Origin of the sequence: Actinoplanes flavus, from assembly GCF_017592555.1 — a bacterium.
GTDB lineage: Bacteria > Actinomycetota > Actinomycetes > Mycobacteriales > Micromonosporaceae > Actinoplanes > Actinoplanes flavus.
Map to the genome: position 1 here is coordinate 58,331 of NZ_JAGFNS010000032.1, position 14,423 is coordinate 72,753.

16 protein-coding genes are annotated in these 14,423 nt (G+C 72.9%); 9 read left to right on the forward strand and 7 right to left on the reverse strand.

What is annotated here, in order from left to right; translation table 11 throughout:
• Positions 1-7: 7 nt before the first annotated feature.
• On the reverse strand, positions 8-199 hold the full coding sequence (locus J5X75_RS35765) for a DUF5703 family protein (protein ID WP_208472072.1): 192 nt from the start codon (positions 197-199) through the stop codon (positions 8-10).
• A 141-nt stretch (positions 200-340) separates the two neighbouring features.
• Entirely contained in the window at positions 341-1,339 is a 999-nt protein-coding gene (locus J5X75_RS35770) for an aldo/keto reductase (RefSeq protein ID WP_208472073.1), read from the reverse strand.
• A 137-nt stretch (positions 1,340-1,476) separates the two neighbouring features.
• Here J5X75_RS35770 and J5X75_RS35775 point away from each other — a divergent pair, with 137 nt between their 5' ends.
• From J5X75_RS35775 to J5X75_RS35805, 7 genes are all read left to right on the forward strand, one after another.
• Complete coding sequence (locus J5X75_RS35775; RefSeq protein ID WP_208472074.1) at positions 1,477-2,529, forward strand: LLM class F420-dependent oxidoreductase; 1,053 nt, start codon at positions 1,477-1,479, stop codon at positions 2,527-2,529.
• Positions 2,529-3,221, forward strand: coding sequence for a histidine phosphatase family protein (locus tag J5X75_RS35780; RefSeq protein WP_208472075.1), 693 nt, complete (start codon positions 2,529-2,531; stop codon positions 3,219-3,221). The genes J5X75_RS35775 and J5X75_RS35780 overlap by 1 nt, the downstream gene beginning before the upstream one ends.
• A 109-nt stretch (positions 3,222-3,330) precedes the next feature.
• The gene (locus J5X75_RS35785; protein ID WP_208472076.1) at positions 3,331-3,918 is read left to right on the forward strand and encodes a DUF3090 domain-containing protein; all 588 of its coding nucleotides are present in this window, start codon (positions 3,331-3,333) and stop codon (positions 3,916-3,918) included.
• Positions 3,915-4,730, forward strand: coding sequence for an SCO1664 family protein (locus tag J5X75_RS35790; RefSeq protein WP_208472077.1), 816 nt, complete (start codon positions 3,915-3,917; stop codon positions 4,728-4,730). Before J5X75_RS35785 ends, J5X75_RS35790 begins: the two co-directional genes overlap by 4 nt.
• A 54-nt stretch (positions 4,731-4,784) precedes the next feature.
• Positions 4,785-6,029 (forward strand): cysteine--1-D-myo-inosityl 2-amino-2-deoxy-alpha-D-glucopyranoside ligase, encoded by a 1,245-nt coding sequence (gene mshC / locus J5X75_RS35795; protein WP_208472078.1) that lies wholly within the window; start codon positions 4,785-4,787, stop codon positions 6,027-6,029.
• A gap of 238 nt (positions 6,030-6,267) precedes the next feature.
• Positions 6,268-6,546, forward strand: a complete 279-nt coding sequence (locus J5X75_RS35800) for a hypothetical protein (protein WP_208472079.1) — start codon at positions 6,268-6,270, stop codon at positions 6,544-6,546.
• Between the two features lie 128 nt (positions 6,547-6,674).
• Positions 6,675-6,989: a hypothetical protein gene (locus tag J5X75_RS35805; protein ID WP_208472080.1), complete on the forward strand. Its 315-nt coding sequence runs from the start codon at positions 6,675-6,677 to the stop codon at positions 6,987-6,989.
• An 87-nt stretch (positions 6,990-7,076) separates the two neighbouring features.
• Here J5X75_RS35805 and J5X75_RS35810 read toward each other — a convergent pair whose 3' ends face one another.
• Positions 7,077-7,733 (reverse strand): response regulator, encoded by a 657-nt coding sequence (locus J5X75_RS35810; protein WP_208472081.1) that lies wholly within the window; start codon positions 7,731-7,733, stop codon positions 7,077-7,079.
• Positions 7,730-8,899, reverse strand: coding sequence for a sensor histidine kinase (locus J5X75_RS35815; protein ID WP_208472082.1), 1,170 nt, complete (start codon positions 8,897-8,899; stop codon positions 7,730-7,732). The genes J5X75_RS35810 and J5X75_RS35815 overlap by 4 nt, the downstream gene beginning before the upstream one ends.
• 164 nt (positions 8,900-9,063) lie before the next feature.
• Between J5X75_RS35815 and J5X75_RS35820 the strand changes: the two genes are divergently transcribed.
• Complete coding sequence (locus tag J5X75_RS35820) at positions 9,064-10,323, forward strand: hypothetical protein (protein WP_208472083.1); 1,260 nt, start codon at positions 9,064-9,066, stop codon at positions 10,321-10,323.
• Between the two features lie 44 nt (positions 10,324-10,367).
• On the opposite strand, the gene J5X75_RS35825 is transcribed toward J5X75_RS35820, so the two are convergent.
• Both J5X75_RS35825 and J5X75_RS35830 read right to left on the reverse strand, forming a co-directional pair.
• On the reverse strand, positions 10,368-11,033 hold the full coding sequence (locus J5X75_RS35825; protein ID WP_208468246.1) for a response regulator transcription factor: 666 nt from the start codon (positions 11,031-11,033) through the stop codon (positions 10,368-10,370).
• Positions 11,030-12,187 carry a sensor histidine kinase gene (locus tag J5X75_RS35830; RefSeq protein ID WP_208468245.1) on the reverse strand — a complete coding sequence of 386 codons (1,158 nt, stop codon included), beginning with the start codon at positions 12,185-12,187 and terminating at the stop codon, positions 11,030-11,032. Before J5X75_RS35830 ends, J5X75_RS35825 begins: the two co-directional genes overlap by 4 nt.
• Positions 12,188-12,298: 111 nt before the next feature.
• Between J5X75_RS35830 and J5X75_RS35835 the strand changes: the two genes are divergently transcribed.
• Positions 12,299-13,609, forward strand: coding sequence for an alpha/beta fold hydrolase (locus J5X75_RS35835; protein ID WP_208468244.1), 1,311 nt, complete (start codon positions 12,299-12,301; stop codon positions 13,607-13,609).
• Here the strand turns inward: J5X75_RS35835 and J5X75_RS35840 are convergent.
• Positions 13,595-14,386 (reverse strand): GntR family transcriptional regulator, encoded by a 792-nt coding sequence (locus tag J5X75_RS35840; RefSeq protein WP_208468243.1) that lies wholly within the window; start codon positions 14,384-14,386, stop codon positions 13,595-13,597. The genes J5X75_RS35835 and J5X75_RS35840 overlap by 15 nt on opposite strands.
• Positions 14,387-14,423: the final 37 nt, after the last annotated feature.

Sequence of the window (14,423 nt, forward strand, 5' to 3'; positions counted from 1 at the left end):
GGCCCTGTCAGTAACTGAGGCCGGGCTGCGGGGTGGGCTGGAGGCGACGGCGGAGCATCACCTTGCGGCTCCCGTCGGCGAAGAGCTGCACCCTGGCCAGCTCCCAGCCGGAGAACTCGGCCTGGATGGCGAGCTGCGCCGCCGCGGTCAGTCGATCGACATTCGAAGGCAACCGTAGCGGCGCGTATTCGTAGTCCATGGCGTCTAATATGCTCCCCACCCCGACCGACGACAAGCGCTGACCAGCGCTTATTCACCCACCCGGCGATCGCCCTGGTCATCGGCGGGGCCGCTCGGGGCACGGCCGTGAGCCTCCGGCCGGCCCGGATCGAACGCGCGGTCAGCCGTGGTAGCTGTGGGGGTGGCCGGCGCCCTCGCGTTCGGGGTAGCCGACCTCGATCGCGGAGACGTCGTCGAGGGCGAAGGCGATCTCGGCCGGGAGGGTGAGGTGCTCGCTGCGCAGGGCGCCCTCCAGTTGGCCGGCGGTGCGGGCGCCGAGGACCGGGGCGGCCACACCTGGGCGGTCGCGGATCCAGGCCAGGGCCACCTCCAGCGGGGACACGCCCAGGCCGCTCGCCGCGGTGACCACCGCCTCGACGATGCTGGAGCTGCGCGGCTCCAGGTAGGTCTGGACGAACGGGGCCATGTGCTCGGAGGCGGCCCGGGAGTCGAGCGGGCGGCCGTTGCGGTACTTGCCGGTGAGCACCCCGCGGCCCAGTGGCGACCAGGCCAGCACGCCGAACCCGAGGGCGGCGGCGGCCGGCAGGATCTCCCGTTCGATGCCGCGTTCCAGTAGGGAGTACTCCATCTGGGCGGCCACGATCGGGGCGCGGCCGGGGTAGGCCGCCTGCCAGGTGGCGGCCCGGGCGGTCTGCCAGGCGGCGAAGTTGGACACGCCGACGTAGCGGACCCGGCCGCTGGCCACCGCGTGGTCGAGCGCGGCCAGGGTCTCCTCGAACGGGGTCTGGGCGTCGTACCCGTGCACCTGCCACAGGTCGACGTAGTCGGTGCCGAGCCGGCGCAGCGACGCGTCCAGCGACCGCAGCAGGTTGCCGCGGGAGCCGTCGCGCGGGCGGTAGCGGTGCGGGGTGAGGCCCGCCTTGGTGGCGATCACCACCTCGTCGCGGGGGACCAGGTGGTCGAGCAGCGAGCCGATCACCGACTCGGCGTCGCCGTCGCCGTACACGTCGGCGGTGTCCAGAAGCGTGCCGCCCGCCTCCAGGAAGATCTTCAGCTGATCCGCCGCGTCGTCGGGGTCGGTGTCCCGGCCCCAGGTCATGGTGCCGAGCGCGAGCCGCGAAACCGCTAGCCCGCTTCGGCCGAGCGGTCGCTGATGCATGAGTGAACCTTATTCAGACCAGCCCTTTCGCGAAATGCTCGAGCATCGGCCGGGTGGGTCGGTTACCGGACCGAAACGGGTCGGGCTTCGGTCAGTAGGCTTGCCCGGGAACCGTCAAGATCTCGGGAGGGCAGCTCGTGCGGCTCGGACTCAGCCTCGGCTACCAGACGGCGTGGAGCACTCCCGCCGATCATCTCGCCATGGCGCGGGAGGCGGACCGGCTCGGCTACTCGGTGGTCTGGGCCGCCGAGGCGTACGGCTCGGACACGGTGAGCATGCTGGCCTGGATCGCCGGCCAGACCGAGCGGATCGACCTGGGCGCGGCCGTCATGCAGATCCCGGCGCGGACCCCGGCGATGACCGCGATGACGGCCGCCACCCTGGACACCCTGTCCGGCAAGCGGTTCCGGCTCGGTCTGGGCGTCTCCGGCCCGCAGGTGTCCGAGGGCTGGCACGGTGTGCGGTTCGCCAAGCCGCTCGCCCGTACCCGGGAGTATGTGGACATCGTCCGGCAGGCGCTGTCCCGGCAGGCGGTGTCCTACCAGGGCGAGCACTACACGCTGCCGCTGCCCGGCGGCGCCGGCAAGCCGCTGCGGCTGGGTTTCCACCCGGCGCGTACCGAGATCCCGGTCTATCTGGCCGCGGTCGGCCCGAAGAACCTGGAGCTGGCCGGTGAGATCGCCGACGGCTGGCTGGGGATCTTCCTGGCCCCGGACGCGTGCGGCGACCAGCTGCGGCACATCGCGGCCGGCCGGGCCCGGCGCGGGCTGGGGCTGTCCGGTTTCGACGTGGTGGCCAGCGTGCCGGTGGCGATCGGCGACGACCTGGACGCCTGCGCCGACGTGATCCGGCCGTACGCGGCGCTCTACGTCGGCGGGATGGGCAGCCGGGAACAGAACTTCTACAACGCGCTCGCGGTCCGGCTGGGCTACGCCGACGAGGCGAAGGCGGTGCAGGACCTCTACCTGAGCCGCAAGCCGGCCGAGGCGGCGGCCGCGATGCCCCGGGAGTTCATCGAGCGCACCTCGATCATCGGCACCCGTGAGCAGGTCCGGAAACGGATCGAGGAGTACGCGGCGGCCGGGGTCGGCACGCTGTCGATCAGCCCCTACGTGGGTGATCTGGAGAGCGGCCTGCGGACGCTGCGGATCGTGGCCGAGGCCTTCGACTCCTCCGGCGTGGGCCGCTAGTGGCCACCGTACTCCTGCTGCGGCACGGCCGGACCACCGCGAACGCCTCCGGGGAACTCGCCGGGCGCCGGCCGGTCGAGCTGGACGACACCGGCCGTGCCCAGGCGTCCCGGGTGGCCGCCCGCCTGGACGGGCTGCCGCTGGCCGCGGTGGTCTCCAGCCCGCTCGTCCGCTGCCGGCAGACGGTCGGGCTGGCGGTGCCGGGTGCCGAGCCGGCCCTGGACGAGGGACTGACCGAGTGCGGGTACGGCGACTGGGAGGGCCGGCAGCTCAAGGAGCTGGCCGGGGAGCCGCTCTGGCAGGTCGTCCAGCACCACCCCAGCGCGGTCGTCTTCCCGAACGGCGAGTCGATGGCCGCGATGTCGGCACGGGCGGTCGAGGCGATCCGCTCCTGGGACGCGAAGATCACCGCCGAGCACGGCGCGGACGCGGTCTGGCTGGCGTGCAGCCACGGCGATGTGATCAAGGCCATCGTGGCCGACGCGCTGGGCCTGCACCTCGACCAGTTCCAGCGGATCGTGGCCGACCCGGCGTCGATCACCGCGATCCGGTACACCGCGGGGCGGCCGTTCGTGGTGCGCCTCAACGAGACCGGTGAGCTGGGCTCCCTCGTACCCCCGAAGATCGATGGCCGGGAGCGGGCCGCGGAGAGTGACGCGGCCGTGGGTGGTGGCGCCGGAGGCGGTGTCTGACGACGCTCCGTGATCGCCGCATAGTCGCAGCGTGGGCCGGTTTGCGCCCTCGGCGAACCGGGGACCTTGGCCCGCGCGGTCACCGCCGCGGATGGCTAGGGTTGTCGGCATGACCCACCAAGTGCATGCCTTCGAGCCGCCGGAGCGGTTCGTCGCCGGGACGGTGGGCGAGCCGGGGGACCGCACTTTCTATCTCCAGGCCCGCGGTGGCGGCCGGGTGATCAGCGTCGCGCTGGAGAAGGTCCAGGTGTCGCTGCTCGCCGAGAAGCTGGAGGAGCTGCTCCTCGAGGCGAACAAGCGGTTCGGCGTCACGCTGCCGGAGACCGCGGTGACGGTCGCGCACGACAACGAGCCGCTCGACACCCCGGTCGACGAGGAGTTCCGCGTCGGCACGCTGGGTCTGGCCTTCGACGTGGACACCAGCACCGTCGTGATCGAGGCGATCGAGGCCGGCGAACCGGATGCCGACCTCTCCGGGAGCCCGCTCGACGACGAGGACGACGAGGAGAGCGACGACGACGAGCCGGACGACGATCTGGACCGGCTCCGGGTGCGGCTCACGCCCGAGGCGACCCGCGCGTTCATCGACCGGGCCCGCCGGGTCGTGGCCGCCGGGCGGCCGCCGTGCCCGCTCTGCGGCCAGCCGCTCGACCCGGCCGGTCACCTCTGTCCCCGGCACAACGGCTACCACCGGTGACGGCGGAGCCGACGTCGGTGCTGGCCGAGGCCGACGCGCTCGAGTTGCTCGGGCGCGGGCGGATCGAGATCGAGGGGCGTCTCGTCGACGCCTCCAACACCACTCTGCGCGCCGAGATCAGCCTGGACGGGCTGACCCGGCGCTGCGTCTACAAGCCGGTGCGCGGCGAGCGCCCGCTGTGGGACTTCCCGGACGGCACGCTGGCCGGCCGTGAGGTGGCGGCCTACCTGGTCTCCCGGGCCACCGGGTGGGATCTGGTGCCGCCCACCATCCTGCGGGACGGGCCGCTCGGCCCCGGGGCGCTGCAACTCTGGATCGACGAGCCGGAGGAGGCGCCCGCGCTGATCGGGTTCGTCCCGGCGTACGACGTGCCGCCCGGCTGGATCCCGGTGGCCGCGGCGCGCGACGACGACGGCGACGCCTTCGCGCTGGCCCATGCCGACGACCCGCGCCTGGCCCGGCTGGCCCTCTTCGACGCGGTGATCAACAACGCCGACCGCAAGGGCGGGCACGTGCTCTATCCGGCCACCGGCGGCCTGCACGGGGTGGACCACGGGGTCAGCTTCCACGTGGAGAACAAGTTGCGCACGGTTCTCTGGGGCTGGACCGGCCGGCCGCTGCCGGATGAGGGCACGGCGGTGCTCACCCGGCTCGGCGAGCGGCTGGCGGGGCCGCTCGGCGCGGCGCTCGAGGAGCATCTGACCGTCGCCGAGGTGCAGCATGCCGGGCTGCGGGTGAAGCGGCTGCTGCGGGCGGCCCGGTTCCCCCAGCCGCCGTCCGACTGGCCGGCTATTCCCTGGCCGCCGATCTAGAGGTTTAGCTCACGCCCCGGGGTGCCGTCCGGGGCCGCTGGTTAGGCTCCTTTCATGGATGCATGGACCGGCCACGACGTACCCACCCTGCCGGATTCGCCCGCGCGGTCCCCGCTGCGGCTGTACGACACGGCGCGGGCGTCGGCGCAGCCCAGCACGCCGGCCGGCAGCGCGACGATGTACGTCTGCGGCATCACGCCGTACGACGCCACCCACCTCGGCCATGCCGCCACGATGATCACCTTCGATCTGGTGAATCGCATGTGGCGGGACCTCGGAAACGATGTCCGATATGTGCAGAATGTGACGGACATCGACGACCCGTTGCTGGAGCGCGCCGCGCGCGACGGCGAGGACTGGATCGTTCTGGCGATGCGGGAGACGGCCCTGTTCCGGGAGGACATGGAGGCGCTGCGGATCATTCCGCCCGCGCACTACGTCGGCGCTGTCGAGTCCATTCCGGGAATCGTCGAGCACGTCGTCGAACTGATCGGGAAAGGGGCCGCGTACCAGCTCGGCGACGGCACCGGCGACGTCTACTTCGACATCTCCGCCGCGCCCCGGTTCGGCTACGAGTCGCACCTGTCGCGCGACGAGATGACGCTGCTGTCCGCGGAGCGCGGCGGCGACCCGGACCGGGCCGGCAAGCGGGACCCGCTCGACCCGCTGCTGTGGCGCGGCGCCCGGGACGGCGAGCCGGTGTGGGACGGCGGCGAACTCGGCCCCGGCCGCCCGGGCTGGCACATCGAGTGCGCCACCATCGCGCTCCGGCTGCTCGGCGACACCATCGACGTGCAGGGCGGCGGCAGTGACCTGCTCTACCCCCACCACGAGTGCTCGGCGGCGCACGCCGAGGTGCTGACCGGGGCGGAGCCGTTCGCCACGCACTACGTGCACGCCGGGATGATCGGCCTGGACGGCGAGAAGATGTCGAAGTCGCGCGGCAACCTGGTCTTCGTGTCCCGGCTGCGCGGCGACGGGGTGGACCCGATGGCGGTCCGGCTCGGTCTGCTCTCCGAGCACTACCGCGCCGACCGGGACTGGACCGACGAGGTGCTCAAGCAGGGCCAGTCGCGGCTGGCCCGGTGGCGGGAGGCGGCCGCGGCGCCGTCCGGGCCGTCCGGAGCCGGCCTCCTGGCGGCCGTCCGCGAGGCGCTCGCCGACGACCTGGACGCGCCCGCCGCGCTGTCTCTCGTGGACGCCTGGGCGGAGGCGGCGCTGACCGGTGTCGGCGACGACTCCGGCGCGCCGCAGTTGATGACACGAACGGTGGACGCCCTTCTCGGCGTGCGCTTGTAAGGCCATTCAGAAAAGGCCCCCGTCCACGCTGGGACGGGGGCCTTTCGCGTACCCGGGAGCCGTTCAGGAAGAGGAACGCCCCGCGTGACCCTAGCCAGATCCGCGCCGGGTTTCGGGGTTTTCCTCTAATAGGTGAAATGGCAGAAGTTGTTCGTCCAAATCCCAGCGATCGCGGGTCCTTCCGTCCAAGATTCTCCTTGGCACAACAAGCCAAACCCCGAATCCGAAAGGAAACGACATGCGTAAGACGGCTCTGTACCTGGGTGGGCTCTTCCTCGCGACCGGCGCCGCCCTGGCAGTGTCCGCCCCCGCCCAGGCTGCCCCGAGCACCCCGACGTGCGGTTACATCCAGAGCACCTACTGCGGCTACAACAAGCCGTACTACTACCAGCAGCCGTACGTCTCCAACGTCGCCTCGCAGAAGGCGTACACCAACCAGATCGGCAAGTACAACTTCAGCATCACCGACCAGAACCAGACCCAGGCCGGCGACGACGTCAACGTCTTCCCCTGGTGACAATGCCGTTTCCACTCGCGTAGTGGATTCGTTGTTCGACTGACGCCCGAAGCGCCAATGGCGCTTCGGGCGTCAGTTCGGCCGGTCTCCGGCAACCTGTCCAAAACTAGTACTGGAAAGGCAGAAACATGCGTAAGACGGCTTTGACTCTCGGCGGCTTCCTCATGGCGACCGGCGCGGCTCTGGCAGTGTCCGCCCCGGCTCAGGCGGCGCCTGTCTCCTGCGGCTGCGGCCCGATCGCGCCGGCCTACGGTCCCTACGGCTACGGTCCCGCCGCCTACGGTCCCGCTGGTTACGCCGCACCGCAGCGCGGCGCGACCATGAACGTGGCGGACCAGAGCGCCTACGTCGAGCAGCACGGCCTGATCAACATCAGCCTGATCGACCAGACCCAGAACGCCTTCGGCGGCCAGCGCCGGACGCCTGGGCCGATCTTCAACTGATCGCCGCACCAACCCCCGGCACCACCGTCAGGGACAAACGCCCGAGGCCCGCACCGGCGCCTCGGGCGTCGAAAACTTCTGGGGGCGTCATCCGCCGCCGGCCCGGACCAGCCCCGACTCGTACGCGTAGACGACCGCCTGCACCCGGTCCCGCAGCCCGAGTTTCATCAGCACCCGCGCCACATGCGTCTTCACCGTCGCCTCGCCCACGGTCAGCGCCGCCGCGATCTCGGAATTCGACATCCCCCGGGCCATCAGCCGCAGCACGTCCAGCTCCCGCGGCGTCAGCTCACCCACCTCGGGCGGCGGCTCCGGCCCCGGCCGCCCGGCGAACGCCGAGATCACCCGGGTCGTCACCGCCGGGTCGAGCAGCGCCTCCCCGCCCGCCACCACCCGGATCGCGGTGATCAGGTGCTCCGGTGAGGACACCTTCAGCAGGAAACCACTGGCCCCCGCCTGCAACGCCCGGAACAGGTTCTCGTCGGTGTCGAAGGTGGTCAGCACGATCACCCGCGGCGGATGCGGGGTGGCCAGCAGCGCCCGGGTCGCGGACAACCCGTCCTGGCGCGGCATGGCGATGTCCATGAGCACCACGTCCGGCCGTAGCCGCCGCGCCACCGCGACCGCCTCCACGCCGTCGCTCGCCTCGCCGACCACGTTCATGTCGGGCTCGGTCTCGATCACCATGCGCAACCCGGCCCGCAGCATCCGCTGGTCGTCGGCGATCACCACACTGATCGTCACGGGCGGGCCTCCCGGGCGGTGACCGGCAGGCGGGCCGTGACCGAGAACCCGCCACCCGGCCGGGGCCCGGCGGTCAGATCGCCGCCGAACAGCGTCACCCGCTCCCGCATCCCGATCAGCCCCTGCCCGCCGCCGGTCGCCGGGGCGGCCGGCGGCCCGTCGTTGACCACCCCCAGATGCAGACCGTCGGCCCGGTAGTCGACGGTCAGCTCGGCGTGGCTCGCGTGCGCGTGTCTCAGCACGTTGGTCAGTGCCTCCTGGAGGATCCGATAGGCCGACAGGTCCACGGCCGGCAGCAGCGGCACCGGGTCGCCCTCGCGCTGGACGGTCACCCGCAGCCCCGCCTCGCGAACCTGCCCGACCAGATCCTCCAGCCGCTCCAGACCGGCCGGCGCCTGGGCCGTGCCGTCCCCGCCCTCGCCGCGCAGCAGCCCCAGAGTACGGCGTAACTCGACCACCGCGTCCCGGCCCGCCTCCTCGATGCCGCGGAGCAGCTGTGGGTCGACCGGCAGCTCCGCGTCCATCCGCCGCCGCACCACCCCGGCCTGGATCACCATGACCGTGACACTGTGCGCCACCATGTCGTGCAGCTCGCGGGCGATCCGCACCCGCTCCTCCATGATCGCCTCACGGGCCTGCCGCTCCCGGAACTCGGCCCGCACCGCCGCCGCCTCGGCCAGCTTCCGCGCCTGGGCCGCCACCACGATGCCCAGGACGTACGGAGTCCCCGGGAAGAAGATGTCGGCCATCGGGTCGCCCGGATTGTTGAGGTAGTAGCTCACCACCGTGTAGGCGATCAGCAGCGCGCCGGTCAGCCCGCGCCGGGTCACCCGCCGGTCCGGGCCGGACGGTGGCACCCAGCGGCCCACCGCGTACGAGCAGATGACCATCGCGACCACCTGCCACAGCCGGAAGTTGACCGTCTTCTCCCCGTCGAAGGAGAACTCCACGTAGAACGTGTTGATCACGACGATGCCGTGCGGGGCCATCGCCGTCAGCGGGAACTGCCGGCGCACCAGGATCAGCACCGCGTAGACCGCCAGCAGGAACGGCCACCAGCCGCCCGGCATCCGGATGAGCAACTCCTCCAGCAGCGCGAACACCACGAACGCGGCCGCCAGGGCCACGTCACTCCAGCTGATCCGCCGCACCACGTCCCGCAACACGCGTCGAAGGTACGGTGCCGCGCCACCGCGCCGAACCCACCCCCGGGAGGACGCCGCCGTCCCCCTCGAGGGGGACCTCGGATCACCCCGAATAGGGGCGACGCCCGCGTCCGGCCGTCCCTAACGTTGCCGCCCGTACCACCGACGAGGGGGAGGAATCGATCATGTGGCGGAAAGCCGCGGCGGCGTGCCTGGTGGCCGCGCCGATCGCCCTGACCGTGGCGACCGGGTTGGACCCGGCGCTCGGCGACGACCAGGGATACGGGATCTACCGGCAGCATCCCGGCGCCGTGCAGGCGCACTCGATCCTGCTGCACTGGGCGTGGGTGCTCTTCGTACCCGGTCTGCTCGGCCTGCTCACGCCGATCCGGGAGCGGGGCGCGGTGCCGGCCCGCGTCGCGTGGGTCTGCGTGATCGTCGGCCTGACCACGTTCTCGGCGCTGATGGCCAACGACTTCGTCCTGCTCGCCCTGGAGCAGAACCTCCCGGACGCGCAGGTGCGGGCGGTCGACGAGCGCTTCCTCGCGCTGAGCGTCACGGTGGCCGGCTGGCAGTGGCCGGGCCTGATCGGCTGGGGACTGTCGCTCGTGCTGACCCCGATCGCCGCCGCCCGCGGCCGGGTCATCGACTGGTGGACGGCCGGCGCCGCCCTGCTCGGCACCGCCCTCTACCTGGCGTTCGCCATCTCGCCGGTGCCGCTCTGCCTGCTCGGCCCGGTCGTGCTGATCGGCGCCTACGGCGCGGCGGCCCGGCGTCTGGTCCGGCCCACTGCCGCCGCGACCGCCGAGCGGGACGGCTTCGGGACCTTCCGGCGCCGGTTCGGCCTCTTCTCCCTGTACGCCGCACCGGCGCTGTTCGCGCTGGGAATGGCCACGGTGCCGGACGGGAGCGGCGACCTCGCCGACAGTGTGGCCAAGCCGGTGCAGACCCAGATCAGCGCCCTGTTCCTGCACCTCGGGTGGGTGTTCTTCGTGCCCGCCGTGCTCGCCGTGGCGTCCCGCGCCAACCGGTTCACACGGGTGGCGGCCGGGATCACCGTCCTCGCCCTGATCCACTTCAGTGGCCTGATGCTGGGCGACAGCGCCGACCTGGCCGCCCGCCAGGTGCTGGACGCCGCGACCGCCGACCGGGTGGCCGAGACCCTCGGAGGGTTCGCCGCCTTCACCTTCGGCTGGGCCCTGCCGTCCATGGTGTTCAGCATGCTCGGCCTGATCGCGGTGGCGGTCGGCGCCGCGGTGAGCCGGGCCACCCGCTGGTGGACGGCCGCCCTGGTGGTGGCCGGCATCGTCGCCTTCCTCGGCCTGGGCCTCGGCCCGATCGGCGTCACCGGGCCCCTGCTGCTCCTGGCCGGCTTCGGCCTGATGGCCCGCGACCTGGGCCGTTCCCCAAGCCCGGATCCGGCGCCCGTCCCCACGCCGGCCTGACCACCCGGCCGGGCGCGCCGGGGGGCGGCGCGCCCGGCCGGGTTTCAGAGGAGTTCGGCGTCGTGGACCAGCAGGGCGATCTGGACGCGGTTGTTCAGGGTCAGCTTGCTCAGGAGGCGGGACACGTGGCCCTTCACGGTGGGGACGCTCATCCGCAGTTCGGTGGCGATCTCGGCGTTGGACCGGCCGTGGCCGACCAGGACGGCCACCTCGCGTTCCCGGTCGGTGAGGGCGGCCAGCCGGGTCCGGGCGCGGGCCCGGCGGGTCCCGGCCTCCGGGTCGGCGACGTGGTCGATCAGCCGGCGGATCACCGTGGGGGAGAGGGAGGCGCTGCCGGCCGCGACCGACCGGACCGCCGCCAGGATCTCCCGGGGCGGCGTGTCCTTCAGCAGGAACCCGGCGGCCCCGCCGCGCAGCGCCTCCAGCACGTACTCGTCGGCGTCGAAGGTGGTCAGCACGATCACCTCCGGCGCGTTCGGCCGGCCGCGGATCCGGCGGGTCGCGACCAGACCGTCGACCCGGGGCATCCGGATGTCCATCAGGATGACGTCCGGCCAGTGTGCCCCGGCCGCGGTCACCGCCTCCGCGCCGTCGCCGGCCTCGGCCACCACCTCGATGTCCGGCGACCCACCGACCAGGATCCGCAACCCGGCCCGGACCAGCGCGTCGTCATCGACGATCACCAGCCGGATGGGCCGCCCGGGGGTCATGCCGGCCACGGCAGGGAGGCGTCCAGGCGGAAGCTGCCGTTCACCGGGCCGTGGGTGACGCGGCCGCCGGCCAGGGCCACGCGTTCGGCGATGCCGGCCAGGCCCAGCCCGGCGCCCGGCGGCCGCGCGGACGGCGTACCGGTGAAGGGGTTGGTGATCGTGACGCGCAGAGCGTGACCGGCGGCACCCGCCAGGCGCACCGTGGCGGCCGGCTCCGTGCCGTGTTTGCGGGCGTTCGTCAGTCCCTCCTGGACGATGCGGTAGACGGCGCGGCCGAGGACCTCCGGTGGGATGTCCGCGGGCAGCTCGTTGCGGTAGTCGACGGTCATCCCGGCGGCCCGCGCGCCGCCGACCAGCTCGTCCATGTCGCCGAGGCCGGGCTGCGGCGGCTCGGGACGCCCGCTCGGCACACCGATCACGGCCCGCAGCTCCTCGAGGGCCTCGTGCGCGCTGCCGCGGATCGCCCCGGCCGCGAGCGTGAGCTCCTCCGGCGACACCGTGCCGCGCACCTCGAGAGCGCCGGCGTGCAGGCTGATCAGCGACATCCGGTGGGCCAGGACGTCGTGCATCTCGCGGGCGATCCGGGCGCGTTCGGTCAGTCTGGCCCGGTCCTCGCGCAGCCGCTGCTCGGACTCCAGGCGGGCGGCGTGGTCGCGCAGGGAGGTGGTGAGACGCCGGTACGCCTGCACGAACAGCCCCCAGCCGAGCGCCGCCACGGTGACCACACCACGGACCACGAGGTCGACCCAGATGCCGAACTCCGGGCCGTCGTGGAGCGCGAAGTAGACCCCGGCGGTGCCGACGTTGACCGCCCCGAGCACGACCAGGACCGGAAGCCGGAGCCGGATCGCGGCGGTGAACAGCGCCACCGTGATCGGCCCGGTGGCGGTCACCGACACCGCGCCGAACGGCAGCAGCGCCGCCGTCACCGCGAGCGGATGCCGTCGCCGCAGGGTGAGCGCGGCCGCGCCGGCCAGCCCCACCGCCACGTCGGCCGGCCAGGGCAGCGCCGCGCCGGGCCGGGTGGCGTCACCGAGCAGCATCATGCCCAGGCCGTAGGTCAGCGCCGCCACGATCGCGACGGCGTCGGCGAGGCGGTTGCGGGACGCCGCGCGGGGCGCTGCCGGGTCCGGCACCAGCAGGGCGAGGAGCATGCCGCAAACCCTAGGGGTACGGGCGTGGCCGCCGGCACCTACCAAAGTAGGGCCCGGACCCCGTCCGCCGTCCGGTGTGTGTGGACACGGCGGGGTCCCATGCTGCCGGGCATGAAGAGATCTCTCGCCGTCCTCGTTCCCGTGGCCTGGGGAGTGGCCGCCGCCCTGTGGACGCCACGCGGCCCGCTCACCGGCGGCCAGGCCCTCTGGTCGATCGTGATCAGCCTGGTGGTGGGCGTCCTGGCCGGGCGCGTGGCCGGGACCCGCTGGATGATCGTGGGCGCGCCTCTCGCGTACGCCATCGCCTTCGAACTGACGCGGATCGGCGTGACCGGCCCCTCGGTGGACGCGCCGCACCCGAGCGTGCTGGGTTCTCTGGTGTTGATCACCGGGCGTGGCGTGCACGGGCTGCTGGCGCTGTTCCCGATGGCGGCCGGCGCGGCGTGGGGCGGCGGCGTCCGGCGCCGGATCCCGCTCGGCCTGGCCGCGGCCGGGCTGGCGCTGGTCACCGTGGCGGTGGCCGTGCCGGCGCGGACCGAGCGGATTCCCGGTGGCGTCGCCGAACTGGCCGAGGTCGACGGTCTGCGGGTGATGATCCGCGGCCGGGTCCCGGCGGCGCCGGTGCTGCTGTTCGTGCCCGGCCCGCCGGGCGGGTCGATGATCGGCACGCTGCGGCGGCGCCTGCCCGCTCTGGAGGAGCGTTTCGTGGTGGCCACCCTGGAACGCCGTAGCGGGGCGCCGCTCACCCTGGACAGCGAGGTGGCCGACATCGTCGCGGTCACCGAGCACCTGCGCGGACGGTTCGGCCGGGACCGGATCGTGCTGGCCGCCCATTCGGGTGGCTCGATCCCGGCGGTCACGGCCGCGCACCGGCGGCCCGGTCTCTACCAGGCCTATCTGGGTATCGGCCAGGCCGTGAGCCTGCGCGACAGCGACCGGATCCTGTACGCGGACATGCTCGCGTGGGCCCGGTCCGGCGGCCGCGACGACCTGGTGGAGCGGCTGACCGCCCAGGGCCCGCCGCCGTGGCCGGACGTTTTCGACCACGAGCCGTTCCAGCTGCACGCCCCGGAGGTGTACGGGATCGCCGGCCCGCCGTTGGACCTGGGCGTCCCCGAGTACACCCCGCTGGGAAAGGCGCACGTGATGACGACGATGCTGGACGCCTGGGACGCCCTCTACCCGAACCTGCAGGACGTCGACCTGCGCCGGGACGTGCCGGAGCTGGCGATCCCGGCCTGGTTCGTGCAGGGCGGCCGGGAGATGCGCAGTCTGGCGGAGCCGTTCGCCACCTGGTACGCCGCCCTGCGATCGCCGGACAAGCGCCTCGTGGTCTTCCCGGAGTCCGGCCACCATCCGATGTCGGAGGAGCCGGACCGGTTCGCCGCCACCGTGACGGAGCTGCTGTCAGGCCAGCGCTAGGCCCGGGTCGGGGCCGGGGTCGGCGGCCGGCGAGGGGATCCGGTACTCCTCGGTCAGCGTGGTCATCGGTCCCGGCCAGGTCGCCTGCGCCACCTCGATCGGCTTACGGGTCTCGTCGAAGGCGACATGTAGCAGATGGAGCACCGGGGTGTCCGGCCGGATCTGGAGGATCTCGGCCTCCTCCCGGCTCGGCTGGCGGGCGCTGATCGTGTCGGTGGCCGTCGTGTACCTGCGATCCAGCACCTCCTCGGCCTCCTGGTAGAGGGGCCGGCCGAACGCCTCGGGACGCTCCAGGGTGGTGCCGCTGGCGTCGGTCACCCGGAACCAGGAGGCGCCCACCTCCACGGTCGCGTCGTCGGTGCGTACGACGTGCCGCCGGACCAGCATCTCGGTGCCGTCGCGGACCCCGAAGGCGTCGGCCACCTCGGGCGGGGCGGGTTCCCGGCCGACGGCGGTGAGCTGCTGGCGGTAGCGGGCGGCCAGGTCGGCGTGGTAGCCGCGGTGGGCGCCGTACCGGCCGCGGGAGAGCCGGTTCAGGCGGCGGCGGGTGCCCCGGACGTACGTGCCGGAGCCGGGTTTGGTGATCAGGATGCCCTCGACCCGTAGCTGGTCGACGGTACGCTGCACGGTCTGCTTCGCGACGCCGAACATCTCCGCCATGGCCGGGATGGAGGGCAGGCGCTCGCCCGGCTGCCAGTCACCGCGACGGATGCGTTCGCGCAGCTGAGCCGCGATCTGCCGATGCGGGAACTCGGCGGCGCCCGGATTGATGGTCATGACCGTCCCCTTTCCAGCTAGGTTCCTAGGATGCGGC